General features: G+C 63.7%; 22 protein-coding genes. 14 read left to right on the forward strand and 8 right to left on the reverse strand.

Annotated elements, in window-relative coordinates; genetic code table 11:
• Positions 1 to 12 precede the first annotated feature (12 nt).
• From IC762_RS07330 to IC762_RS07345, 4 genes are read left to right on the forward strand one after another with little or no spacing between them, the layout of a single operon-like run.
• Positions 13 to 861 carry an amino acid ABC transporter substrate-binding protein gene (locus tag IC762_RS07330; RefSeq protein ID WP_195788107.1) on the forward strand — a complete coding sequence of 283 codons (849 nt, stop codon included), beginning with the start codon at positions 13 to 15 and terminating at the stop codon, positions 859 to 861.
• A 57-nt stretch (positions 862 to 918) separates the two neighbouring features.
• On the forward strand, positions 919 to 1,626 hold the full coding sequence (locus IC762_RS07335; RefSeq protein ID WP_195788109.1) for an amino acid ABC transporter permease: 708 nt from the start codon (positions 919 to 921) through the stop codon (positions 1,624 to 1,626).
• Complete coding sequence (locus tag IC762_RS07340; RefSeq protein WP_210338420.1) at positions 1,623 to 2,282, forward strand: amino acid ABC transporter permease; 660 nt, start codon at positions 1,623 to 1,625, stop codon at positions 2,280 to 2,282. Before IC762_RS07335 ends, IC762_RS07340 begins: the two co-directional genes overlap by 4 nt.
• A complete protein-coding gene (locus tag IC762_RS07345; protein WP_195788113.1) occupies positions 2,279 to 3,013 on the forward strand; it encodes an amino acid ABC transporter ATP-binding protein in 735 nt (244 codons plus the stop codon). The genes IC762_RS07340 and IC762_RS07345 overlap by 4 nt, the downstream gene beginning before the upstream one ends.
• 87 nt (positions 3,014 to 3,100) lie before the next feature.
• On the opposite strand, the gene IC762_RS35550 is transcribed toward IC762_RS07345, so the two are convergent.
• Both IC762_RS35550 and IC762_RS07350 read right to left on the reverse strand, forming a co-directional pair.
• On the reverse strand, positions 3,101 to 3,367 hold the full coding sequence (locus IC762_RS35550; protein WP_349629749.1) for an HGGxSTG domain-containing protein: 267 nt from the start codon (positions 3,365 to 3,367) through the stop codon (positions 3,101 to 3,103).
• A complete protein-coding gene (locus tag IC762_RS07350; RefSeq protein WP_195788115.1) occupies positions 3,364 to 4,044 on the reverse strand; it encodes a hypothetical protein in 681 nt (226 codons plus the stop codon). The genes IC762_RS35550 and IC762_RS07350 overlap by 4 nt, the downstream gene beginning before the upstream one ends.
• A gap of 352 nt (positions 4,045 to 4,396) precedes the next feature.
• On the opposite strand from IC762_RS07350, the gene serA reads away from it, so the two are divergent.
• Entirely contained in the window at positions 4,397 to 5,659 is a 1,263-nt protein-coding gene (serA, locus tag IC762_RS07355) for a phosphoglycerate dehydrogenase (protein ID WP_195788117.1), read from the forward strand.
• Positions 5,660 to 5,724: 65 nt separating this feature from the next.
• Here the strand turns inward: serA and IC762_RS07360 are convergent, their stop codons facing one another.
• Positions 5,725 to 8,844: an autotransporter outer membrane beta-barrel domain-containing protein gene (locus IC762_RS07360; protein WP_195788119.1), complete on the reverse strand. Its 3,120-nt coding sequence runs from the start codon at positions 8,842 to 8,844 to the stop codon at positions 5,725 to 5,727.
• A gap of 208 nt (positions 8,845 to 9,052) precedes the next feature.
• On the opposite strand from IC762_RS07360, the gene IC762_RS07365 reads away from it, so the two are divergent.
• The gene (locus IC762_RS07365) at positions 9,053 to 9,949 is read left to right on the forward strand and encodes a LysR family transcriptional regulator (RefSeq protein ID WP_246801460.1); all 897 of its coding nucleotides are present in this window, start codon (positions 9,053 to 9,055) and stop codon (positions 9,947 to 9,949) included.
• Between the two features lie 9 nt (positions 9,950 to 9,958).
• On the opposite strand, the gene dcuC is transcribed toward IC762_RS07365, so the two are convergent.
• From dcuC to IC762_RS07385, 4 genes are all read right to left on the reverse strand, one after another.
• The gene (gene dcuC / locus IC762_RS07370) at positions 9,959 to 11,422 is read right to left on the reverse strand and encodes a C4-dicarboxylate transporter DcuC (protein ID WP_210338421.1); all 1,464 of its coding nucleotides are present in this window, start codon (positions 11,420 to 11,422) and stop codon (positions 9,959 to 9,961) included.
• Entirely contained in the window at positions 11,346 to 12,179 is an 834-nt protein-coding gene (locus tag IC762_RS07375) for an alpha/beta fold hydrolase (RefSeq protein WP_195788123.1), read from the reverse strand. Before IC762_RS07375 ends, dcuC begins: the two co-directional genes overlap by 77 nt.
• A 289-nt stretch (positions 12,180 to 12,468) precedes the next feature.
• Positions 12,469 to 12,879, reverse strand: coding sequence for a hypothetical protein (locus tag IC762_RS07380; RefSeq protein WP_246801462.1), 411 nt, complete (start codon positions 12,877 to 12,879; stop codon positions 12,469 to 12,471).
• A 244-nt stretch (positions 12,880 to 13,123) separates the two neighbouring features.
• Positions 13,124 to 13,615 carry a MarR family winged helix-turn-helix transcriptional regulator gene (locus IC762_RS07385; protein ID WP_195788125.1) on the reverse strand — a complete coding sequence of 164 codons (492 nt, stop codon included), beginning with the start codon at positions 13,613 to 13,615 and terminating at the stop codon, positions 13,124 to 13,126.
• Between the two features lie 317 nt (positions 13,616 to 13,932).
• On the opposite strand from IC762_RS07385, the gene IC762_RS07390 reads away from it, so the two are divergent.
• The 5 genes from IC762_RS07390 (at position 13,933) to IC762_RS07410 (ending at position 21,720) form a co-directional block, all read left to right on the forward strand.
• Positions 13,933 to 15,495, forward strand: coding sequence for a porin (locus tag IC762_RS07390; RefSeq protein WP_195788127.1), 1,563 nt, complete (start codon positions 13,933 to 13,935; stop codon positions 15,493 to 15,495).
• Between the two features lie 652 nt (positions 15,496 to 16,147).
• Positions 16,148 to 16,531, forward strand: coding sequence for a MarR family winged helix-turn-helix transcriptional regulator (locus IC762_RS07395; RefSeq protein ID WP_195788129.1), 384 nt, complete (start codon positions 16,148 to 16,150; stop codon positions 16,529 to 16,531).
• 493 nt (positions 16,532 to 17,024) lie between these two features.
• Entirely contained in the window at positions 17,025 to 18,164 is a 1,140-nt protein-coding gene (locus IC762_RS07400) for an alpha/beta hydrolase (protein WP_195788131.1), read from the forward strand.
• An 82-nt stretch (positions 18,165 to 18,246) separates the two neighbouring features.
• Positions 18,247 to 20,568 (forward strand): molybdopterin guanine dinucleotide-containing S/N-oxide reductase, encoded by a 2,322-nt coding sequence (locus IC762_RS07405; RefSeq protein ID WP_195788133.1) that lies wholly within the window; start codon positions 18,247 to 18,249, stop codon positions 20,566 to 20,568.
• A gap of 108 nt (positions 20,569 to 20,676) precedes the next feature.
• The gene (locus IC762_RS07410) at positions 20,677 to 21,720 is read left to right on the forward strand and encodes an alpha/beta fold hydrolase (RefSeq protein ID WP_195788135.1); all 1,044 of its coding nucleotides are present in this window, start codon (positions 20,677 to 20,679) and stop codon (positions 21,718 to 21,720) included.
• A 78-nt stretch (positions 21,721 to 21,798) separates the two neighbouring features.
• Here IC762_RS07410 and IC762_RS07415 read toward each other — a convergent pair whose 3' ends face one another.
• The gene (locus tag IC762_RS07415) at positions 21,799 to 22,311 is read right to left on the reverse strand and encodes a winged helix-turn-helix transcriptional regulator (protein WP_195788137.1); all 513 of its coding nucleotides are present in this window, start codon (positions 22,309 to 22,311) and stop codon (positions 21,799 to 21,801) included.
• A 195-nt stretch (positions 22,312 to 22,506) separates the two neighbouring features.
• Between IC762_RS07415 and IC762_RS07420 the strand changes: the two genes are divergently transcribed.
• Genes IC762_RS07420 through IC762_RS07430 form a run of 3 tightly spaced genes read left to right on the forward strand, consistent with a single transcriptional unit; the run spans position 22,507 to position 25,531 of the window.
• Positions 22,507 to 23,145, forward strand: a complete 639-nt coding sequence (locus IC762_RS07420) for a 2-hydroxychromene-2-carboxylate isomerase (protein ID WP_195788139.1) — start codon at positions 22,507 to 22,509, stop codon at positions 23,143 to 23,145.
• Positions 23,146 to 23,198: 53 nt separating this feature from the next.
• Positions 23,199 to 24,743, forward strand: coding sequence for a class I adenylate-forming enzyme family protein (locus IC762_RS07425; RefSeq protein ID WP_349629750.1), 1,545 nt, complete (start codon positions 23,199 to 23,201; stop codon positions 24,741 to 24,743).
• Positions 24,744 to 24,793: 50 nt separating this feature from the next.
• On the forward strand, positions 24,794 to 25,531 hold the full coding sequence (locus tag IC762_RS07430; protein ID WP_195788141.1) for an SDR family oxidoreductase: 738 nt from the start codon (positions 24,794 to 24,796) through the stop codon (positions 25,529 to 25,531).
• Positions 25,532 to 25,542: the final 11 nt, after the last annotated feature.

The following is a 25,542-nucleotide window of genomic DNA, read 5'->3' on the forward strand; positions in this document are numbered from 1 at the left end:
AGAAGGTTTGGTTTGCTGACCCTTGTTGTCGCAAGTCTACTACCCGCGCTGGCGCGCGGAGAGGAAGTCGATACTGCACTGACGCGCATTCGGCAATCCAAGGCTGTCACGATCGGATTTCGCGAGAGCGCGGCGCCATTCGCGTATCTCAACGAGGGCAAGCAGGCGAGCGGCTATTCCATCGACATCTGCAACAAGATCGCGCAGGAGATCGGCCGCAAGCTCAACATTCCTCACATCGATATCAAATACGTACCGGTGACGCCGCAAACGCGGATTCCGCTGATCGCCAACGGAACGGTCGATATCGAATGCGGCACCACCGTCAATTCGTTGGCACGTCAAGAGCAGGTCGACTTCAGTTACGCCGTCGCGCTCGCCGAGGGCAGGCTTCTGACAAAAAAGACATCAGGCATCAAGGATCTGTCAGACCTTAACGGCAAGATCGTCGCGCTTGCCGCAGGCACAACGGCCGAGCGCTACGTGCGCGCCGCATTGGATCGGGACAAGATAAACGCCCGGGTACTTCAGGTCCGGGACAATGCGGAAGGGCTTCTTGCAGTCAACTCGCAGCGGGTCGACGCATTCGTCAATGATACCATCTTGCTCGGCGGCGTACTCCGCACGGCGCAAAACAAGGATGATTTTGCAATCGTCGGCAAGCCGCTGTCGTTCGAGCAGGTCGCTTTCATGGTTGGGAAGAACAACTCGGGACTCTTGACCATCATCAACGTGACAATTGCCCGGCTTCTGGCCAGCGGCGAACTTCAGAAACTCTATGACCAATGGATCACCCCCTACGGAGCGCCGATCGAGGGTGAGGTCGACGCGATGTTCAAGATCGAAGCCATTTCCGAATGACGACAGGCCGGCAGGCGTGGTGCTGTTCTCAGCGATAGAAGGGCGAGGCGCGGCGTCATGAACTATCAATGGAATTGGGGTCTCTTGATCAGGGATCCCTATGCCGGCTGGTTGCTGACGGGACTTGGCTGGACGGTCGGGTTGTCGATCGCGGGCTGGCTCATCGCGTTGCCGCTCGGAGCTGCAATCGGCATTGCGCGCACCTCTTCGTCGAACTGGGTACGACGCCTGTCCGGCTTTTACGTTTCCGTGTTTCGTAATATTCCATTGCTGCTGCAGATGTTCGTGTGGTTCTTCGTGGTACCGGAACTGCTGCCTGCCAGGCTCGGTCTGTGGTTCAAGCGAGATCTCCCCAATCCCGAGTTCTGGACCGCCGTGCTGGCGCTCGCGTTCTATACGTCCGGCCGTTTGGCGGAGTTATTTCGGGCCGGGTTGCAGGCCGTTCCGCGCGGGCAGAGGATGGCTGCCGACGCAACCGGGATGAACCGGGCGCAGGCCCTGCGGTACGTCGTCATGCCTCAGGCGCTGAGGATCATCCTGCCGCCACTGACTTCGGAATTTTTGTCCATCGTCAAAAACTCGTCGTTGGCCTTGACCATCGGCGTGCTCGAACTGACGGCACAGAGCCGGCAAATCGAAAACTTCACCTTTCACGGCTTTGAAGCATTTGGTGCCGCGACGGCCTTCTATGTGCTGGTCGCGTTCGTTCTCAATCTGGCCATGGTCCGCCTGCAACGGACCCTGGCCTTGCCCGTTGCGGTATGACCCTGATGCTCGACTATGCCTTCATCGTGCGGAATGCCGGCTTTCTCTTCGACGGTCTGCTGCTCAGCCTGATCCTGACATTGGCCGGCGTTATCGGCGGACTTGCCGTCGGCACCGCGCTTGCCCTGGTCCGGCTGTTCACTGGCGCCATCGGCAACTACGTGGTCGACACCTACGTTTTCCTGTTTCGGGCGATCCCCCTGATCCTCGTGATCTTCTGGTTCTATTTCATGGTGCCTTTGATCTTGGGGAGACCGGTCGGCGCCTGGACCTCGGCGATCGTCGCCTTCACGCTGTTCGAGGGCGCTTACTACAGCGAAATCCTCCGGGCGGGTTTGAAAAGCGTTCGCGCAGGACAATTGAACGCGGCACTGGCCAGCGGCATGAGCCGGGCGCAGGCGCTGCGCTATGTGATCCTTCCGCAAGCGTTCACCGCGATGATACCGATTTTCCTCACCCAGGCGATCATCCTGTTTCAGGACACGTCGCTGGTTTTTGTCGTCTCGCTGCATGACTTCTTGACCGCGACGTCGATCATCGCGAACCGGGACGGCCGACTGATCGAATCCTATACGTTTGCCTGTCTGGTTTATTACCTGATCTGTCTTGCTGCGACAGCCGGCGTGCAAAAGCTAAAAAGGACCTTCGCCCGATGATCGAGTTCAAGCGCGTCAACAAGTATTATGGCGCACATCATGTGCTTCGCGATGTCAATATGACGGTCTCACGCGGAGAGGTGGTCGTGGTTTGCGGACCGTCCGGTTCTGGCAAATCCACGCTGATCAAATGCGTCAACGCACTCGAACCCTATCAGCACGGCCAAATTCTCGTAGACGGCATCGAGGTCGGAAGCAAAGCTCGGCGCGCTACGGATCTGCGGAAACGCGTTGGCATGGTGTTCCAGAATTTCGAGCTCTACCCGCACCTCAGCGTGATCGAAAACATCTGCCTTGCGCAACGTGTTGTCCTTAAACGCGAGGTCGAGGAAGCGCGAGAGCGAGCAAGGCGTCTGCTCGATCGGGTTGGCCTGAGAGAAAAGGAGGCGGCTTATCCCATGAACCTTTCGGGCGGGCAACAGCAGCGCATTGCGATCGCGCGAGCGCTGGCGCTCGATCCGGCGATCATGCTGTTCGACGAGCCGACGTCGGCGCTCGATCCGGAAATGATCAATGAAGTTCTCGATGTCATGACGGCGCTAGCGGACGACGGCATGACCATGATGGTCGTCACTCACGAAATGGGATTTGCACGCCGCGTCGCAGGCCGCGTGGTGTTTATGGATATGGGCGAAGTGGTGGAGGATTGCTCGACCGACGAATTTTTCGGTCATCCGCAGTCTCGCTCGGATCGCGCGCAGTCGTTCCTCGACAAGATATTGTCCCATTGATGAGGAGCAATTGTTGCTCAGCGAGCTCGCGCCGACTGTTGATGGCCGGTGCCCACGCTGTTAACGCGCGCCATTTGCGAAAGCCAATCATCTCATCCTCGCCAGCATCCTCCGCGCTTCCCCCAACAACACCCGTATCTCTCTCCGCTCCGCGATCGCACCCCTGGTGAACAGCCCGTGCTTGCGCGCGTTCCGGTTTGCCCTCGGCGCGCCCGAGCCCTTGGCGCCGCCGTGCATGCGACAGCGCTTCTTGCCGTGCACCGCCGGCGAGCGGCACGCGCCGCCCGCACGGGTCTTGGCACCACAACGCGGGCTCGCCAGCATCGGGCCGGTGTCGGGCGTGTGATCGCTCATGCCTGTGCGTCTCGCCCGGTATCGGCGCAATGGCGCCGTTGCCTGGCGCCCGTGGTCTTTCGCGCTTTCAGCGCCGCGGATGTCGCCGGCTTGTCGGACACGATCACGCTTGCATGCTGGGTGACGTTGCCGACGATGGCCTTGCCGCCGTCCTCCACCTTGACGTTCTGCACGGTGATGGCGGGCTCGCCGTGGCTGCGGTAGCGGTTGAGCGCCTCGAGCTGCGCCGGGAAGGTGCGGGCGAGCCGGCCCAGGGCGCGCGCGGCGCTGTCGTGCTGCGCGAGGTCGTTGGCATTGGCGAGGTGCTGGGCGCAGCGCATCGCCATCACATGCACCGAGACCATCTGCGCCACCAGCATGGCCTCGACGGAATCCCGCGGGCGAATGCTTTTCACCATCGCGACCATGAAGGAGAGGTTGGTCTGGTCGCGCCTGCCGCCGCTCGTGCTCGCCTTGACCAATTGCCGGAGGATGCCGTGCATCGCCTCGCGGTCGGCGACGCCCAGCGCGTTCGCCATCAGCGCCTCGCCGAGCTCGCGCTCCGGGTGGTCGATGAAGAAGCCGCGCGGCGAGAGTTTGACCCGCGGCACTGTGGCGGCTTGGCTGTCGGTCTGGGATTGGGTCTGGTCGGTTGCGGCGATCGTCGCCGGTGCGGTGATTTCAGGTGCGGTGGTCATGTCGATATGTCCTGTCGATAGTTGCTTGCACGCGCGCTGAACGCGCGCATGTCTGGCCACGCGCAGGCAATCGCTCGCCGCGGCGGGGCATCTGCATGATTTCGGAATATTGGAATAGTGCCCCTGAGTTGCCCGACGTGTCAAGTTGCCTGATCGACTGCCGGGCCGCCGGCCCCTTTGCATGGGGTTGTTTTCGAAGTTTTGCCAGCAAGCACCTTCGGGCACCGTTCCATCTGTTTGCGCGCCGAATAGTGGGTGCGAGCGGCGGAAGTGCCTTGAACCCGCCGTCCGATGGGTTAGAAGGCGGCGCACGCGATATGTACGCTGGAACGCGCTGAAGGACGCCGGCACCGTGGACACCAATCATTCTCCCCAGTTCTCGCTCGCCAAGGACAAGATCCGGGTCCTGCTGCTCGAAGGCGTCAACGACAGTGCCGTCGAGCTGATCGAGGCTGCCGGCTATTCCAGCACGACGCGGCTGGCGAAGGCGCTGGAGGGCGATGCGCTGAAGGAGGCCATCAAGGGCGTCCACATCCTCGGTATCCGCTCGCGAACCCAGATCACGCCAGAGGTCCTGGAGGCCGCGGACCGGCTGATCGCGATCGGCTGCTTCAGCGTCGGCACCAACCAGGTTGAAATCGACGCCGCGCGCCGCAGCGGCATTCCGGTGTTCAATGCGCCGTTCTCCAACACCCGCAGCGTCGCGGAGCTCGTGATCGGCGAGATCGTGTTCCTGTTCCGCCGCATCGTCGCGCGCTCCAATGCCGCCCATGACGGGCGCTGGGACAAGTCCGCCAATGACAGCCTCGAGGTCCGCGGCAAGACGCTCGGTATCGTCGGTTACGGCAATATCGGCTCGCAGCTCTCCTATCTCGCGGAAGCGATGGGGATGCGGGTGATCTTCTACGATCACACCGACAAGCTCCGCCACGGCAACACCGAGCCGACCGCGACGCTGCACGATTTGCTGGCCTCGAGCGATGTCGTGAGCCTGCACGTGCCGGAGACGCCGGCCACCGCCGGGATGATCGGCCGCGACGAGATCGCGGCGATCAAGCGCGGGGCTTTCTTCATCAACAACAGCCGCGGCACGGTGGTCGATCTCGACGCGCTGGCCGAGGCGTTGCGCGACGGCCGGCTCCGCGGTGCCGCCGTCGACGTGTTCCCGGTCGAGCCGAAGTCGAATGCGGATCGCTTCGAGTCGCCGTTGCAGGGGCTTCCGAACGTCATCCTGACCCCGCATATCGGCGGCTCCACCGAGGAGGCGCAGGAGCGCATCGGTGCCGAGGTCGCGCGCAAGCTCGTCGACTACAGCGACACCGGCTCGACCATGGGCGCGGTCAACTTCCCCCAGGTGCAGTTGCCGGCCCGCGCCCTGGGAACGCGGTTCATCCAGGTTCAGCGCAACGTGCCGGGCATGCTCGGCCGCTTGAACGAAGTGCTCGCCCGGCATTCGGTCAACATCGCCGCGCAATATTACGAGACGGCGAATGACGTCGGCTACGTCGTGCTCGATGCCGACGCCTCGGCAGCCGACAGCCAGCGCGTCCTCGCCGATATCCGCGGGCTGGAAGGCACGATCCGCGCCCGGCTGCTCTATGAGCACAAGATCTAGATTCTCGAAAAAATGAGCGGGGCGGACGGACCACCCCGCTCAGTTTCAGGAGAGACGCTGCCCGCTCACCAGGTATAGCGCGCCACGACCTTGCCGGCGTAGCTCTGGGTGACGTTGGAGAATTCTCCCTCGAAGGTGCCGGCGAGCGAGAAACCGTTGGTCCATCGCTGCTCGACGCCGGCGGTGGTCAATGCGGCATCGCGGGCCTGCGCCGCGCCGCCGACCACGAAGGACGCGCCGGGCAACGACTGGAAGGTGGCGGCGACCGTGCGATCCGGATTGTAGTCGTGCGCCCAGGCAATGCGTCCGCGCAAGGTGACGACCGAATTCGCCGCGGCAAAGGACTTGTCGGTGCGGATGCCGAGTTCGCTGCGGGTATCCGTGACGTCACGTGCGCCATAGGCGAGTGCGAAGGTGCCGCTGCCGGACAGGACCTGCTCGGCGTAGCCCGGCAGGTCGAAGCTGGTGAATTGGCCGGCCGCATAGGGCGTGATGCCGAGGCCGCCGATCCACGGCGCGACGAAGCGATAACCGCCTTCGAGGCGTCCCGACCAGGTATTGGCATTGAACTCGGCGCGCAGATGGTCGATGCCCGCAATGGCGATGGTCCGGTCGGTCGTGATGTCCTGCCAGCCATAGGCGAGGGTGCCGGTGACATAGGCCTGACCGATCGTGTGGCGGACGAAGGCGCCGGCCTGGAACAGATCGGACCGACCGCTGCCGGCGCCCGCGACGCTGAAGCTGGTGCCGCCGCCGGCGAGCGCGAAGCCCGCAACCGTGAACGGAGAGAAGCGATAATCGGCACCGACCGCCGTTCCCGCGATGCTGCTCGTCGCGCTGCTCGAGCCGAGCGTCGCGTTGCCGTCGGTGGTCTGCGAGCCGCCGAAGCCTGCCGCCCACACGCTCCAATGCGCGTCATAGACATCGCGGATCGGCGCCTTGGTGAACATGGCATAGGCGTCACGCGCCGCGTTGGACTCGTTCTTCTTTGCGGCATAGGCGTTGGCTGTTGCTTCCTCCGTGTAGCCCGGTGCGGGATTGGTCACATTGCCCCTGCCGTCGGCGAACGGATCGGTCAGGATTCCCATGAACTGGGTCATCGCGTCGAAGGTGGTCTGCTGCGAGCCGGTGGCGCTCTCGCCGGAGGCCTGGCTGAGGTTGCCCGGGGTCAGCGCGCCGAAGCCGAGCGGAATGCTGCCGGTGCGATTGAAGAAGGCGCCGAGCGCATTGCCGACCGCCTGCTGATTGCCGTTGAGCTGCCCGGACGCGCCATAGTTCAGGCCGAGATTGAGGAAGACGTCGTTGGCGTCGTAGCTCAGCGTGCTCTGCACCGTTCCGGGAAGGTTGGTGGTCACTGTCGTCGCGAACGTCCCGGAGATGCCGCCGCTCGCAGTGAGGATGGTGTACTGCTTGGCAAGATTGCCGGAGGTGAGGAACGCATTCACCGTGCCGCCGCCGAGCGTGGCGGTGCCGGTGACCTTCGCTAGCGAAGCCGCGGACGGGCCGACCTGGACCAGATAGATCGCGCCGGACTGGAAGGCGAGATTGCCGGAGACCGTCATCGACGATCCCGCCGTGCCGTTGCCGGGAGCGAACATCGCACTACTGTTGACCTGCGTATTGCCGACGGTGCCGGTGCCGATCAGCGCGGCACCGGCGTTCACCGTGGTGAGACTGGACGACGCGATCGAGCCGTTCACCTGCAGGATGCCGCCGGCGATGGTAGTGGCGCCGGTGTAGGTGTTCGCTCCGAGCAACGTCACCAGGCCCGAGCTGTCCTTGATCAGCCCGCTGCTGCCGCCGAGCGGTGCCCAGATGGTGCCGACTTGCAGTTCATAGGTCGAGACGGGCCCGCCGGCCCGCACGGTGTCGGCGGCCGCGATCGCGAGTAGCTGCGCCGTCGATGCCGAAATGCCCAATGCATTCGCGGCCGATGACGCGAACGCCGGATCGTTCGGGTTGGCTTCGGAGGCCAGCAGGACCGGGTCGATGCCGGTGATCTTGTAGAACAGCGTCATGGCATCGAGATAGGCGCCGTAGGCGCTCGGATGATAGCCGATCGGCGTGGTGCAGCACGCGGTGAGCGGATTGCTGTCCCACAGGTTGATCTGGTTGGCAGGGTTGTTCGCCAGATACGGATTCTGAACCGCGATGCCGAGATTGATCGCGCTGACCCAGGCGTCGCCCGACAATGCGACGCTGACGTTCGATTTGGTTGGATTCGCGGCGTTATAGGCGGCGGCTGCATTGCTGTAGGCGTTGTGCAGATCCGAGGCCATCTGGGCGATCGGATTGGCGGCGCCGACATACGGCGCATAGGCTGGATTGTTGCCGTTCTGCGCCGGCGTGCTGCTGCCGAACAGCGGCGCACTCGGGTTGCTGCTCGTATAGCCGTAGGAGGCGAGCGGCTGGGTCTGCTCCAGGGTGATCGCGGCATTCGACTTGCCGGCCGATGCGTCCGCGGCGTCGATGGCGTTGACGAGGCCGGTCATGCCGGACACGAAGCCGGAGGGATTGCCACGGGTCGGCACCGCCACGCCATTGACCATGACGGTCGTGGGCAGCGGCCGGAAGCTCTGGTCCTGCATCACGACCTGATTCCACTTCGAATTCGCGATCAGCGGAAGCATGCCGGCTTCGCTGCCGGCATTTGAGAGGTATCCCGTCAGCGTGGCGCTGCTGACGGCCACCAGCGAAACGTCGTAGTGCAGACCGGCTTCCTTGGTGAATTGCAGGAACACACCGGCGACGCCCGAGAATGGCCCGACCTCCGAATATTGCGACGAGGGATGGTTTTGCAGATAGGTCAACTGTCCCGGCAAGGTGCCGCCGGGCGTGTTGGCCGATGTCGGCGTCACCGGAGCCACCGCCTCCGGACCCGACGAGCAGGCGCCCGACGCCGTCAGCGATGGGCAGAGCAGATCGTGGACGACGCCGGGATTCGTCGAGTTGCCAGGGCCGGCATTGTAATTGAGCGCCGGCGGATATCGTCCATGCGTGAAGCTGTTGCCGACGAACAGGAGCTCGATCGGATTGTCGGCGGTCTGCGCAAAAGCGGGACTGTCGGCCAGTATCCACGTCGCCGCGATCGTCGCGGATGCGATCGACCAGACCCGCGCTGCACGAATGCCGTTGTCCGGCTTGCTTTTGCGCGCGCCAAGACCACGACCGATTGAGTTCGGCATGACGTCCCCCTGCCCCTATCGCGCCGCGGCTGTGCCGTCGGCGGCCCCTGCGAGTCCATTTCCGGACCTCGCTTGGGTTGCAGTAGAGCAAGCAGGAGACATGTTGTAAAATATACTGTAACACTGTGATCCATATGTTTTAGATATCGGTCTGCAAATGGAACTGCGCCATCTCCGCTATTTTCTGGCGATCGCTGAAGAGCGGCACATGACGCGTGCGGCAGCCCGGCTCGGGTTGCAGCAGCCTCCGCTCAGCCAGCAGATCCACGCACTGGAAAAAGAACTCGGCGCGAAGCTGTTCACGCGCCTGCCGCGTGGTGTCGAGCTGACGCCGGCCGGTGAAGGATTTCTCGAGGAGGCGCGCGCGGTGCTGAGCGGCGCCGAGCGGGCCATGGTGCGCGCCCGCGCGGCCGCCATGGGCCAGCGCGGCCGGATCGCGATCGGCCTGACCACCTCGGCTTCGCTGCATCCGGGCGTGACGCGGATGTTGCGCGCCTATGCCGACGGTCATGCCGCCGTCGCGCTCGAGTTGCGCGCGAGCAGCGCCGCCGGCCTGACCGAAGCGCTGCTGCGCCGGGACGTGCAGGTCGCCATCATTCGCGCGGCCGTCGCGCGACCGGCGGATTTGATCTTCAAGGAGCTGACCCGGGAGAACATGCTGATCGCGCTGCCGATCGATCATCACCTCGTCAAACGCAAGGCATCGGGCGGCAACGCACCGGTGCCGCTGCGGGCGCTGGCCGGCGAGCGCATGATCCTGGTGCGCCGCCACGCCGCTCCCGGCATGTACAGCAACGTGATCGATGCCTGCTACAAAGCGGGCTTCGAGCCGCTCGTCGTCGCCGAGGTCGAGCAGATGCTGATCAGCATCAACCTGGTCGCGGCCGGTGTCGGCATTTCGCTGGTCCCGGCCTCGATCCGGGAGGTCCGGCAGGAAGGCATCGCCTATTGTCCGATCCTGGATGCGCCGTCGCTGGTTGCACCGCTGACCCTGGTCTACAGGCGAGACGAAGAGCGTCCCATCGTCACCGATTTCATCGGGCTCACGATCAGCCAGGGCAAGGCGCTCAAGGCAGGCCGCACCAGAAAGGCGAAAGGGTCTTAACCGATCAGATCAACCATTGCGGAGATAGTTGACGACCATCATCGTGATCATCCCGCCGAGGGCCGGGATCACGGTGCGCCTGACGATATCGAACGGCGCGCATTCGCCGGCCTTGCTGACCGCCACGATGACCCCGGACACCGGGGAAATGGCCCGCCCCATCGCCGCAACCAGTTGCATCGGCAGCAGCATCGTGACCGCGCTGACCCCGAACTTGGTCGCGATACCGGGCGCGAGGCCCGAGAATGCAAAGAACGCCGCGACGCCCGACCCGGTGATCACGGCGGTCACCGCCACGATCAACGTCATGACCACGGACATCGTATCGACGCCGAAGCCGGCGTTGCGCGCGGACGCGATCAAGAAGTCCACCGCGCCGATCGCCTCGACGCCCTGCGCGAAGACATCGGCGCAGACCAACAGCGAAACGACGCTGGCGAAACTCGAGCCGATGCCGTTGAAGAAGACCTGAAAACCCTTCAGGACGCCGCGGACGTCGCGCTTGATGCAAAGCTCGCAGGCGAGGCCGACCACCGCGCCGATCACCATTGCGGTGACGACGTCGATGCTGATGTCCTTCACGAGCAGTGGGCTGAACAGCAGAATCAGCGCGATCGGAACCAGCGGCAGCAACGCATAGAGGTTGGGCGCATCGCTTCGGATCTCCGCGCCCTGCGCTGCCTCGGATGTTGCCTCCGCGACGGAGACGTCGCTTTTGCCGTCGAAGGAGCGGCATGTGACGAAGATCAGGATCGCGACGACCGGCACGACCCACGCGACGACCGGAAGCTGGTACTGCACAAAATAGATTGTCGGCGCGAGCCCGGCGGTCTTGGCGGCGAGATTTGCCGTTCCGACCGCCGGTCCGAGATCCATGAACGAACACAGCGCAATCGTGGCCGCGGCGGCAGGCTTGCTGACGCCGAGCGAGACCATCATCGGAAAGAAGGTCACCAAGAGCAGCATCGCGAGCCCGGCAGCGCTCGGAATGGCGATGTGAAGGCATTGGCCGAGAACATAGCTCAGCGCCACCACGAGATGTGGCGCCTTGATCGCCTGCAACGGCTTGATGCATAGCCGCACCATCGCGGCGGTGGCGCCGATATGATCCATGTAGTCGGCGAACGCGGCGGCGGCCATGATGATCAGCCCGATCCCGCTGAGCTGCGCGACAAGGGAGTCCTTGACGACGGCAAAGACGTCGAACCCGGTCCATCCGCTCGATTTGGCCTTGTGATGCAGCGCGAATTGTTCGGGAAACAGGATCGCGGCCGATGCCAGCAGGATCAGCCCGGCCAGCAGCAGGACGGTCTGCGGCTGATAATTCCGCACGATCATCGCCGCGGCGACGGCAACGATGGCAATGCCGATCAGGAGGCCGATCAAGATCTGCTCCTTATGCGTGCTGCGGTTCCGACAGAAAGCCCGCAATGAGGCCGCTGTAGTAATCCGGGGCCTGCAAATAGGGGGCATGGCCGAGGCCCGGCATTTCGACGTGCCGGCTCGCGTGTGTCAGCCGGAGCAGGTCCGCCTTCAGGTTCGGCCTGACATCGGTGTCCATTTCGCCGGTCAGGATCAGGACCGGCATGTTCAGCGTGGGCAACAATGGCCGGTTGTCCGCGCGCTGCAACATCCGCGTCGCACGACGCAGGCCTTCCGGATTGATCTCCGAGGCGATCTCCGCGGCATGACCGAATACGCTGACGGGGACGGAGGCGGGCAGCAGATCGCGCGCGCGGTTGACGCCATAGGCTGCCGGACCGATCGCATGAAACTCGCGCATCCGGTTCTCGAATTTCTCGGGCATCGGTGCGGTTTCAGGCTCGCCGTAACCGGCATGCGAGCACGACAGCACGAGACGCGAGACGCGCTCCGGAAACCATGCGGCAAAGCGTGTAGCAACCGTTCCGCCCATGGAATGCCCGACCAGCGAGATGGTGGGACCGCAGACATAGGCGACGAATTCGCGCAACGCTTCGACATATGCATCGATCGAGGCGTCGACCAGCGCGGACTGTCCGAACCCCGGAGCATCCCAGGCGATCACGCGGTAATTCTGCGAGAGCTGCGCAAACTGGAACGCCCAGCTTTTCGAGCTGCCGAGCAGACCGTGCAGGAACACGACGGCCTCGCCGTCGCCCTGCGAACGGAACGATAACGGGCCATCCGAAAGCGAAGCCAGTTGCAGCGGCGGAGGCGCAGGGACGGAGACTGCGGTGGCGCTGGTCACGGGAGAGTTCTCACGGACAAGGCGCATCGGCAAAAATTCGGGTCGTGGATTCCGCTTCGCAACACCATGTCTCCGCCGTCTGTCCGCAGACAGTAAATCGCAATTGCCTGGCTCGGCATCGGGCCAACGGGCCGGGCCTGCCAACGCACCTCGCACTGCTCGATCGCAGTTGATCAAGCATGCTTCGCCGGAGCGATACATGTTGCCGGAAACCGGTCAAATATCCAAAACTGCGTCGTGCGATATGAATTAGATATGAGTGGCGTGGACCGCGGCGATTCCGCGGGCCTTAGCCCTGCGGTCTTGCCGATGCCGTCAGAGGCCGCGCCGTCGCATTCGAGCGCCTGTCGTCGCGTGGGATGAACATCGCAAACGTTTCCCTAACGCGTGCGGCCGGTGTCGGGTCGACGGATGCCGCGGGACGGGCGTCGGCGGCAGTACGGAATTCATCTGCGGCCGGCCATCGGCTCGCAACGATGTCGGCGACTGCGAGCGCCGCAGGGCCGCCAATGCGCGAACACGCATCGTAGACGTACAAAAAAGCAAGACACGCCGCTGTGGCGGCAAGAAAAGTCCTGAAAATGGGCATCTGAAATCGCGCCTTCTTGATTGAGGCGACGATGCCATCGCGATGGTGAAGGTCGCGTTCAGGGTCGCGAACGATCGTGCGATACGGTTCCTGCTTGGTGAATGCGGCCAATAAACCCTTCGCTCACCAATACGCGCAAGATCGCGGCAACCAGGTTTCCTCATCCGCCGGCAACGACTCTCAGGCATTGGAGACAAGGATCAAAAGAGGAGAGGCACCATGTTCGTCGTCGTCAGGATCATGATCTTGATCGCCACTGCCTACGCCGGATCCGCGTTTGCGGAGATGCAGTTCGCGCCGCTGCCGAGCACGGCGCTGTCGTCTCAACCGTAGCGCAGGGCAGCCAGCGAGCTCTTCAAAGATCGACCGAGATTCTCAAGATCGCCTTTTCCAGGCGGGTCTTGATCGCGTTCATCTTGCCGGTCAGCTGGAGCAGCTCCTTGAGATCGAGGTCCGCATAGACGAACTCGTTCAGCTCCCTGCGCTGCGAGGACAGGCTCGCCATCTGCTTGTGCGCGTGGTCGGTCAGCGACAGGTTCACGACGCGGGCATCCTCGGTGGAGGTTTTCCGGCGCAGAAGATTCTTCTTCTCGAGCAATTTCGATTGCGTCACCACGAACGACTGATCGACGCGCAGGGCCCGCGACACGGCCCCGACGGGCAGGCCGACGGCGCGGTCCTCGGCGTTCGCCAGAACCATCATGATCATCCATTGCGGGCCGGTGATTCCAATCATCTTGGCCCAGATGCCGCGCAACTCGTCGAGGCGGGTGGAGGTCGACACGATCTCCCAGGCCAGTCGCTCGGCCGCATCCTGCAGCTTGTCGGTCGATTTGCGCTCGTTCATGGCTTTCCTTCGCAATGAATCATTTTCACAGATATCCGGCTCGTTTTGAAGCTCGGTCGGCGAAAATGTTCACGTCTGCGGGCGTTGCCTGAATGTCACATGGCGGCATCAAACATAGAATGACTTACTAATATAAGTTGAACACGTGAATACCTAATGCATAGTCGCGTGGTGGCGGAGGGGGGCACCCACCGTCTCATACCTAAGGTGGCCTAATCGACCACTGGCATCTCGAAAGTCGCTGCGGGGCAGCGGTTTTCGGGACGGGGTAGTTTTGTCGCTTTGCCAGCGGGCAGGGCATCACTTGGAGGACGACAATGAAGATGGTTAAGGGCCTTTTGTTCGGCTCTGCGGCGACGCTCATCGCGGTCGGCGGAGCCCAGGCGGCCGACCTTCCCGTCAAGGCCAAGGCGGTCGAATACGTGAAGGTTTGCTCGCTCTATGGTCCCGGCTTCTACTACATTCCGGGCACCGACACCTGCATCAAGCTGGGCGGCTATTTGCGCGTTGACGTGCTGGCGAACACCAACTCGGACGCGACCGGCAACACCTCGGGCGCTGCCGGCGCCAACAATCGCTTCACCAACGGTTACACCTGGCGTTCGCGTGAAGACCTGAACGTCGATACGCGCACCCAGACCGAATACGGTGTGGTCCGTACCTATTTCGACGCGACGTTCTCGTGGACGACGGATAGCTACGGCGCGAACAACGCGGCCGCCGGCGCGACCGTCTATTCGCCGCTCGGTGGCGGTGGCACGGTCGCCCCGGGCTCTGCGGGCGCCAACGCCGGTGCCGGCAACGTCGCTTACGGCACGGTCGGCGTGTACTACGCCTTCATCCAGTTCGCCGGTTTCACGATCGGTAAAGCGGTCTCGCAGTTCTCCGCTCCGTGGGCCAACTATCCGGGCAACAGCGTCGACAGCCTCGTCGGCGGCGGCGGCACGATCACGGGCGTGAACCAGTTCACCTATACCGCGCAGTTCGGCAACGGCGTGTCGCTCTCTCTGTCGGCTCAGGATCAGGCGGCCTACTACCAGGCCGGCGTGAACAACATCAGCGCCGGTGGTGCGTGGGGCACCAGCGACTATGCCGGCACGATCTCGCCGGACCTCGTCGCAAGTCTCCGTGTCGACCAGGCCTGGGGTCTGTTCCAGGCGTCGTTCGCGGCGCATGACAACCACGCGGCCTATTACGGCGCCACCGAAGTCACCGGTCATCCGGACGACAAGTGGGGCTGGGCCGGTCAGCTGGCCCTGTCGATCAAGAACATCCCGACCGGACCTGGCGACACCATCAACGTGCAGGGCGTCTACACCGACGGTGCGACGCGCTACAACATCCAGGATCTCGCTGCCTCGGCCGGCGGCAACACCATCTTCGGCGGCACCAACCTGCCTGGCGCCTACCAGAGCGTCGGGTTCGGCATCGCGCCGGACAGCGTGTTCATCGCCGGTGGCCAGCAGCAGCTGGTGCAGACCTGGGGCTTCCGTGGTGCTTACGTCCACAACTGGAATCCGAACTGGAACACCAGCATCTACGGTGCCTATGCCGGGATCTCCTACACCGGCACGGCCAAGTCCTACATCTGCGGTCCGACCGGCTCCGGCGTGGGTGGTTCGTTCGGCGCAACCTTCGGGACGGCCGGCCTGACCTCCTGCAACCCGGACTACAACATCTCGCAGATCGGTACCCAGACCCAGTGGACCCCGGTCAAGAACCTGACCTTCTCGGCTGACTTGACCTATACCCACCTGGATCAGAAGTTCGCCGGCACCATCACTTCCGCCAGCGGCGCGGTCGGCAAACCGGCTGCCGTGTACGAGCTGAAGGACCAGGATACGGTCACCCTGCTGCTCCGCGCTCAGCGCAACTGGTAACACCGGTTGATCTGATCACGATACCAACAAGGCCCCGGCGGAAAATCGCCGGGGCTTTTTCGTTAATACGAAACCAAATATATAATTTACTAACATGATTTGATCAGCTAAGATCAGGTTATCGGCTTAGCCGCCGATGACGAGGAGAAATCTTCGTGTACTAACCTCCGAAAGCCTCCGGCAATGCCCTGCCGGAGGTTTTTTGTTTGGGCGCTGCCTCCGTGGTCGGTGAACCCAGTTCGGCAAGTGCCGAACCCAGTTCGGCAAGTGCCGAACCCGGTTCGACAAGCGCATCATTACGGTTTCGCAATCTCGGTTTCGCTTACGCAGGCCCGGCACACCGAATAGTGACGGCAGATGCGAGCAACGCGGCACGATCTCGCTGGACGAAATAAGGGGTCTTTTTTATATGACCATATCATGTAATTGCGGCTCGGATCGGGAAGCGTCGCTCGGCATGCCGAAGACAACTGCAAAATCAGGCCGTCACCGCAGAGCCCTCTCGACGGCGTTTCGCTCGGCCGCTCGACCCGGCCGTCGTGCGAGGGCTGCCGAACCCGCGCTCGAGCGCCTGACGGGCTGCTTGCATTCCTTGTCGTTGCGCCATCATGACCTGATCCAGGGTTATGCAGCACGCGTCGGGATCGCGAGCATGCAGTACACGATCTTGACGACGATTCGTCATCTCGAGGCGAGAGGTGACGTCTTCCTCGTGACCGTCGCCGAGCACCTCCGTTTGACGAGCGCGGGCGTCACGAAAACGATCCAGCACCTGACCGAACTTGGATTGGTCGAGAAGGCCGAAGACCTCGGGGATCGGCGCCGTACCAGGCTGACCGTCACGCCCCGCGGCCGTGAGCTCCTGGACTCGCTCGCGCCCATGCAATCGAAGATCAACAACGTCTGGCTCGACTGCATGAACGACACGGAGTTCTCGCTGTTCCTCGACCTTGCCGAACGCTTCGTCAGGTCCAGCGATCGAGCACTGGCACTGCAGAACTACCTGGCGAAGAATGCCGACGCCGTTCCGCTCTAGCGTTGCGATCGCGCAGGGGCCCGGTGCGGTGTGCAGTCCTGCCGCGAGGTCACCAACGAGTGATGACCGATCTCTCAAGTCTCGCGATTCCGTGAATGCTCGCCGGTCAAGATGATTGCGCGCAACCAGCTCGCGACAGGCATAAGCGCAATGCATTCCTGTATCGCCATATCGTCGATTGTGACCGACGGACGACTCCTATTAAACAAGCAAATACTGCGCACTCGATCTGAAGCGCGTAACGGGGGAGCGAGGTGCGCTGCTAGTCGCAGGGGAAACAATTGCCGCACAATTCGTTCACGCCGATTACTTCAGCCTTAGCGATGTTGACCGACCGTGCATTGCCGGAAGGTGTCGTCACGGTGCTCGATATTGAGACGCGCGCTCGCCGAGCTGCACTGAAGGCGGTCGGCACCTCAAGCAAAATCGTCGGCTTGCCCTCGAGGCATTAGGATCAGGAAACCGCTACGAGAAGCGCACGGGTTGACGGGAAATGCATGGTCAATGTGGGGCGCGGGGCGCCTCGTCAAGCAGCGTCGAGTTCGATGACAAAGGCTGGCCGTTCTGGCCGGATCGCGAGGATTTGTCGGCGGAGTTCGTCAGGGTCCTGGCCGCCGCGCAAGAGGGCGGCGCAACGGTTTCCGAATGCTGGCTGACGTTGAGCAGGATCGACCTTTGCTCGGAGAGCTCCTGGTCCGAGGAGTGGATCAAGACCGCCGAGCTGAACGAAGAGAGGGCTGAGCAGTCCCACGCCAACGGCAACTTGATCACCGCGCGTCGGAATTGGCTCCGGGCAATCACCTATTTTCACGCAGCCGCAAGGCCGCCTGGATCTTCCAGCAACCTCCTGCAATACGCCGTCGACGGCATGCGGCGATGCGCAAGCAGCTTCTTGAAGAGCCGGGTTCCGGAAGGCCAGGTGCTTTCGATTCCCTGGACGGACGACGTCTCGCTGCAAGCGTACTATTTGCCGTCCTCGTTTCGCGATAATGGGCCCGTGATCGTATGCGTCGGCGAGCCCGGTTCGTACAAGGAAGAACTGATCGCGAAGTACGCCAATCATGCGAACGAACGCGGTCTCTCGCTTCTGACGGTGGACATGCTGGGCACTGAGACGACTTTGCCGCCGGAGCCGCTCGAGGGCCGGAAGTTCGAAGCCGCCATGAGCCAGATCCTCGATTATCTGGCGGAGAAGCCCGGCGTCGACAGCACCCGGATTGCCATCGTCGCAGATGCGTGGAGTTCATCTGTGGTCGCTCGCGCGGCGGCAAGCGACGCCCGATTCGCCGCGGCCGTTTGCGACGCGGGAATCTGGGATGCGCATGAGAGAAGCTTCTTCTTCCGGCACGCCGGCCATCGGCGCAGCACGTGCCTCGACGAGCCCAACGCGATTTCACGCGGTATCGATTGCCCGTTGCTTGTCACGGCGGCTGAAGGCGGCTGGCTGCTTCCAAACGCCCTGATCGAATTCGGCAATCAGCTCGCCAATATCCATCATGATGCGAGATTGGTCATGTTCCGGCGTGCCGAGACGGCGGCGATGCAGGGGCATATCGATAACCCGACCCTGGCCAATGAATTGATATTCGACTGGCTCGAAGACCGGCTCCGGTTGAGGAAGGGACTGTCCTGAGGCTTGGTCGGCGTTGCTTTCGGCATTGCGAGTCACGCGGTAGCGGCTAAAACTGGCCGTTTCGCAATCAGGACGTCGCCGAATGACCGAAACGATTGGCTATCCCGATCCCGGCCTCGACCTGTCCGACGGCTTCAAGCCGCACACGTCGCATTGGGGTGTGTTCTCGGCGCGTCTGCGCAAGGACGGTCTCGAGGTCAGGCCGTATGCCGCTGATCCCGATCCGAACCGCATCATCGACAATTTCCCCGCGGCCTTGCGCCACCAGGCGCGGATCGCGCAGCCGGCGATCCGTCGCGGCTGGCTCGAACGCGGGCCCGGGCCCGACGACCGTCGCGGCCGTGATGAATTCGTCCCGGTCAGCTGGGAGCAGGCGCTCGACCTGCTCGGTGGCGAGCTGACGCGGATTCGCGACACGCGCGGCCCGGGCGCGGTGTTCGGCGGCTCCTACGGCTGGTCCAGCGCGGGCCGGTTCCACCATGCGCAGAGCCAGGTGCATCGCTTCCTCAACGTCGCGCTCGGCGGCTATGTGCGTTCAGTGAACACCTATTCGTCGGGCGCGTCCTCGGTGCTGCTGCCGCAGATCCTCACCGGCTACGAGGACATCACCAAGCGCAACGTCACCTGGGAGCAGATCGCGGCCGAGACCGACATCGTGCTGGCGTTCGGCGGCATGGCGCTGAAGAACTCGATGGTCGCCGGCGGCTCGATCAGCAAGCACGTCGAGCGCGGCGCCATGGCGGCGGCGCGCCGGCGCGGCTGCGAGTTCGTCCTGGTGAGCCCGCTGCGCGACGATCTGCCTGTCGAGGCCGGTGCCGAATGGATGACGGCGGTGCCCGGCACCGACACGGCGCTGATGCTCGGCATCGTCCACACGCTGGTCAGCGAAGGCCTGCACGACCAGGCCTTCCTCGATCGCTACACCGAGGGCTGGCCGGTGTTCCTGCGCTATCTGATGGGCGATACCGACCGTCAGCCGAAAACCGCGGAATGGGCGGCCGCGATCTGCGGCGTCGGCGCGCAGACTATCCGAAAGCTCGCGCGCCGGCTCGCCGGGCGTAGAGCGCTGATCACGGTCTCGCATTCGCTGCAGCGTGCCGAGCATGGCGAACAGCCGGTGTGGATGGGCATGGTGCTGGCGGCAGCGCTCGGCCAGATCGGCCTGCCCGGCGGCGGCTACGCCTATTCGCTGGGCGCGATCGGCTACTACGGCCGTCGCGTCAATGCCGTGCCGGGGCCGACGCTCGGGCAGGGCCGCAACGGCGTCGCCGATTTCATTCCGGTGGCGCGCATCGCCGACATGCTGCTCAATCCAGGCGGCAGCTATCGCTACAATGGCGAGACCCGCAGCTATCCGGATATCCGTCTGGTCTACTGGGCGGGCGGCAATCCGTTCCACCATCACCAGGACATCAACCGCCTGCGCAAGGCGTTTGCCAGGGTCGATACGCTGGTGGTGCATGAGTTGGCCTGGACCGCCACCGCGCGCCATGCCGACATCGTCTTGCCCTCGACGATGACGCTGGAGCGCGAGGACATCGGCTATTCCACCAACGATCCGCTTGTTGTCGCGATGCACCGGATCGCCGAACCGTTCGGGCTGGCGCGCGACGACTACGAGATTTTCGCGGATCTCGCCGAGCGGCTCGGCGCGCGCGAGCCTTTCACCGAAGGGCGCACCGCGCGGCAATGGCTGGCGCATCTCTACGAGCCGACCCGCAAGTCGCTGGCCGGGCAGGGGCTCGAAGCGCCTGATTTCGAGGCGTTCTGGGAGCGCGGCAGCCTGGTCGTGCCGCAACAGCTCGACGACGGCGGCACGCTGCGCCGCTTCCGCGAGGATCCGGTGGCCCGGCCGTTGCCGACGCCGAGCGGGCGCATCGAGATCTTCTCGGCGAAGATCGCCGGCCATGGCGATGCGGATTGTCCGGGCCATCCGGTCTGGCTCGAGAAGACCGACGTGCCGACGCCGGGTTCTCCCTGCTTCCTCGTCGCCAACCAGCCGGCGACGCGGCTGCACAGCCAGCTCGATTTCGGCGGGCATTCGACCGCGGCCAAGCATCGCGGCCGTGAGGTCGCGCGCATGAACCCGCGCGACGCGGAGGTACGCGGCATCAGGGATGGCGACATCATCCGCCTGTTCAACGCGCGCGGCGCCTGCCTCGCGGCGGTGCATGTCACCGACGGCATCGCACCCGGTGTCGTGCAGCTGCCGACCGGGGCCTGGTACGACCCTGTTGATCCCGAGGAGGAGGCGCCGCTCTGCGTGCACGGCAATCCGAACGTGCTGACGCGCGACATCGGCACCTCGTCCTTTGCGCAGGGCTGCACCGGCCAGCTCACCACCGTCGAGGTCGAGCGCTTCAACGGCAATCTGCCGCCGATCCGCGCCTTCGATCCGGTGTAGCGGCGTCTCGCGGCCGGATCACGAACAAATCATCGGAGGGACGCTGGATGGCGCCGATCCGATCGGCTACGGCAGCGCCAGATCAACCTCACGTCTGGATCTCCTAAGATGCACCCCAAAGCCCTGTTTCATGTTGCCGTTGCTGCGATCGTCATATTCGGCGCATCCAATGCGCTCGCGCAATCGACGAACGAACCGGCTTACGGACCGGAGCTGCAGGGCTTCGACTATCCTTATCCGGTCGCGCATTATCGCTTCAGCTCGCAGGGCCACGAGCTCGACATGGCCTATCTCGACGTCAAGCCGGCGACGCCGAACGGGCAGACCGCGGTGCTGCTGCATGGCAAGAATTTCTGCGCCGCGACCTGGGACGGCACCATCAAGGCGCTCAGCGGCGCCGGCTACCGCGTCATTGCGATGGATCAGATCGGCTTCTGCAAATCGTCGAAGCCGGAGGGCTATCAATTCACCTTCCAGCAGCTGGCCGGCAACAGCCGCGCGCTGCTGGCTTCGCTCGGGATCGAGCATGCGATCATGGTCGGCCACTCCACCGGCGGCATGCTGGCGATGCGCTATGCGCTGATGTATCCCGACGCCGTCGACCGGCTGGTGCTGGTCGATCCGATCGGGCTGGAGGACTGGAAGGCCAAGGGCGTGCCGTGGCTCAGCCTCGACGGCTGGATGCAGCGCGAGACGCGCGTCACCGCGGACGGCATCCGCGCCTATGAGCGCGCGACGTATTATGCCGATACCTGGGATCCGTCCTACGAGACGTGGGTGCAGATGCTGGCCGGCATGTATCGCGGTCCGGGCCGCGCGGCGGTGGCGTCGAGCTCGGCGCGGCTCTACGACATGATCGCCACCCAGCCGGTGTTCTACGAGTTCGAACAGATCAAGCCGCCGACCTTGCTCGTGGTCGGCGACAAGGACACCACCGCGATCGGCAAGGACACCGCGCCGCCGGAGATCCGCAAGACGCTCGGCAACTACCCGGTGCTGGGCAAGGAAGCCGCGAAGCGGATTCCGCATGCGCAGCTGATCGAATTTCCCGACCTCGGCCATTCCCCGCAGATCCAGGCGCCGGCGCGCTTCCACGCCGCGCTGCTCGGCTGGCTGCAGCATCCGGAGACCGGCGCGACGCTGGTCAAGTAGCGACACTTTCGAGCCGGGCTGATCGACCCCGCGGACGAAGCGGTCGACGATGGGCTGCGCCAGTCTCTCAATGAAGGGCTAAGCCTGCTCGACGGTTTTCCTGGCGCGCTCCTGCGCCTTGGCGTGCACCGGTGAGGATTTCTGCGCGCCGGGGCCGCGATGGACGTGGACGGCCTTCGCGCTCAGCGGCTCGCCGCATTCCGAGCAGACCATGATGGGGTCGAACATCTTCTGGCAGGTCTTGTGTTCGTGCAGCATCGGCCGGCCGCGCGAATCGACCATGTGGATGTCGCCCCAGTGCACGATCGACATGATGACCGGATAGAGGTCGAGACCCTTCTGCGTCAGGATATACTCGTAGCGCTTCGGCGCGTCCTGATACGGAATCTTGCGTAGCACGCCAAAGCGCACCAGCTTCTTCAGCCGGTCGGCGAGCAGATGGCGCGTGATCCCGAGCGACGCCTGGAAATCATCGAACCTGCGGATGCGCAGGAAACATTCGCGCAGGATCAGCAGGCTCCAGCGATCGCCGATCACGGCCACCGTGCGGGCCAGCGAGCACGGCTGCTCCTCGAGGGCATCCCATTTCATCGATGTCTCCAGCGATCCGTCACTGCATTGCAAACAAAATTCTAAAACAGAACTTACGACATTTCAATAGGATGCCTTTCGGAGTGATATGGGATGATAAATATCATATTGACAGTTCTAAAATAGAACTTAATGTCCGGCCACGATCAACCCGGCGGTACGGCACCGCCGCATCTCGCAAGGGTAGGGCGTTCGATGGCTGCTCCGCTGAAGGTCGAATTCCACTTCGATTTCGGAAGTCCCAACGCCTATCTCGCCGAGCTCGTGCTGCCGGAGATCGAGCGGCGCACCGGCGTGAAGTTCGAATACGTCCCTGTGCTGCTCGGCGGCGTCTACAAGGCGACCGGCAACATGTCGCCCGGCGAGTCGCTGCTCGGCATCAAGAACAAGCCGGAATACAACGCGCTCGAGACCGAGCGCTTCCTGCGCCGCCATGGCATCACGACGTTCAGGTCGAACCCGTTCTTCCCGGTCAACACGCTGGCGCTGATGCGCGGCGCCGTGGCCGCGGAATTCGAAGGGCTGTTCGAGCCGTATTTCCGCGCCGCCTATCATCACATGTGGTCCGAGCCCAAGAAGATGGACGATCCGCAGGTATTCCGCGAGGCGTTCCTGTCTTCCGGCCTCGACATCGACCGCATCAGCGCCCGCGCCCAGCAGGACGACGTGAAGAAGAAGCTGATCGAGAACACCGGCAATGCCGTGGCGCGTGGCTCGTTCGGCTCGCCGACGTTCTATGTCGGTGACGAGATCTTCTTCGGCAAGGATCGTCTGCGCGAGGTCGAGGAAGAGATCGCAGCGCAACTTGCGGCGAAGCAGCGCAAGACGGCCTGAGCAATACGCCCCGGAAATAAAACAGGCCGCAAGGCCGTCGCAGGGAGGTTTCGGTGGACGCGTTGACCGAGTTGGAAGGAAGTGTGGAAGGTTTGCCGAACCGCATCCATGAGGTGATGGATGCGCACGTCGCCGCGACGCCGGATCATCCGGCGCTGATCGACGACAAGGTGCGGCTCTCCTATCGCGAGCTCGATCGCGCCTTGAGCGGTGTTGCGGAGGCGCTGCGTGCGCTCGGCATCCGCGCCGGCGACCGCATGATGATCGTGAGCGAGAATTCCGTTCCGCTGGCTTGCCTGCTGCTGGCGGCGAGCCGGCTCGACGCCTGGGCGATCGTGGTCAATCCGCGGCTGTCGGCGCGCGAGCTGGACCAGATCAGGGATCACAGCGGTGCGCGGCGCGTGTTCCTGACGTCTGATGTCTCGCAGGAGGCCGCCGCCCACGCCGATCGCTACCAGGCAGCCGTGCAGGATATCGGCCCGCTGCGTGGCGTTGCCGTCACCAGCCTCAACCTGGCGACCGTCGCCGAGCCGCTCGAGGCCGACGGCGCCAGCCAGGTGGCGGTGCTGATCTACACGTCGGGCACCACGGGCACGCCGAAGGGCGTCATGCTCACCCACCGCAATCTGCTGTTCAGCGCTCGCGCCACCGCCTCGTTCCGCAAGATGGCCGACGATGACGTGCAATATTGCGTGCTGCCGATCTCGCACATCGTCGGCATCTCGCTGCTCACGATGACCTTGATGGTCGGCGCCACCGTGCGTCTGGTCGCAAAATACGATCCCGCCGCGCTGGTGAAGGCGATCACGCAGGAGGGCATCACCATCCTGAACGGCGTGCCTGCGACCTATCAGCGGCTGCTCGAATACCGGCGCAACGCCGGCTTGCCGAAGCTCGGCCGCGGCAAACTGCGCGTGATCTCGGTCGCCGGCGCGCCGCTCGACCTCGAGCTCAAATCGCGGGTCGAGCAGGAGCTCGGCCTGCCGCTGCTGAATGGCTACGGCATCACCGAATGCTCGCCGGGCATCTCCGGCGTGCGCCCCGGCAGCCCGCGGTCCGACCATGCCGTCGGCACGATCATGCCCGGCATCGAGGCCAGGCTGGTCGGCAACGACGGCAGTCCGGCCGCGGACGGCGCGGTCGGCGAGCTGCACGTCCGCGGCCCCAATGTGATGCGCGGCTATTACCGCGCGCCGGACCTGACCGCGAAGGCGATCGATACCCACGGCTGGTTCAACACCGGCGATCTCGCGCGTTTCGAGGATGGCGCCATGTACATCGTCGGGCGGACCAAGGAGATGATCATCCGCTCCGGCTTCAACGTCTATCCCGCCGAGATCGAGGCGGTGCTGAGCACGCATGATGCCGTGGTGCAATGCGCCGTGGTCGGCCGGCAGGTCGAGGGCAATGAAGAAGTCGTCGCCTTCGTGCAGCTGATCAAGGGCTCGACGGCGACGGTGCAGGACCTGATGGCGCATGTCGCCCCACAACTCACCTCGTACAAGCGCCCGTCCGAGATTATCCTGATGGATGCGCTGCCCGCGACTTCGACGGGCAAGCTCCTGAAGCACAAATTGGCCGAGTCGCTGCGCAGCTGACGCAGCGTTCGGAGAACGAGCTTAGACCAGCACACAGGCCGGAGAACGCCATGCAGAAGAGAAACAGGACGGTGGCCGTTATCGGTGCCGGTGACTTCATCGGCGGCGAAATCGCCAAGAAATTCGCATCCGAGGGTTTCACGATCTTTGCTGGCCGCCGCAACGGCGACAAGCTGGCGCCGCTGGTCAAGGATATCGAGGCTGCCGGCGGCGAGATCCATGCCCGCTCGCTCGATGCGCGCAAGGAGGAGGAGATCATCTCCTTCCTCAATGATGCCGACAAGCATGCGCCGCTGGAGGTCGTCATCTTCAACATCGGCGCCAACGTCAACTTCCCGATCCTGGAGACCACCGAACGCGTGTTCCGCAAGGTGTGGGAGATGGCCTGCTATTCCGGCTTCCTGGCCGGGCGCGAGGCGGCGCGACTGATGCTGCCGCGCGGCGGCGGCAACATCTTCTTCACCGGTGCCACCGCATCGCTGCGCGGCGGCAGCGGCTATGCCGCGTTTGCCAGCGCCAAGTTCGGCCTGCGCGCTGTGGCGCAGGCGATGGCGCGCGAATTGGGGCCGAAGAACATTCATGTCGCGCACCTCATCATCGACTCCGGTGTCGACACCGAATGGGTCCGGCAGCGGCGCATCGAGGCGCTCGGCCCGAACGCGCTGGACAATCCCGACCTGCTGATGCCGCCGGCCTCGGTCGCCGCGTCCTACTGGCAGCTCTACCAGCAGCCGAAGAGCGCCTGGACCTTCGAGCTGGAGATCCGGCCATTCGGCGAGAAGTGGTAGGGAGCAGGTCC

The organism is Bradyrhizobium genosp. L, assembly GCF_015624485.1.
GTDB lineage: Bacteria > Pseudomonadota > Alphaproteobacteria > Rhizobiales > Xanthobacteraceae > Bradyrhizobium.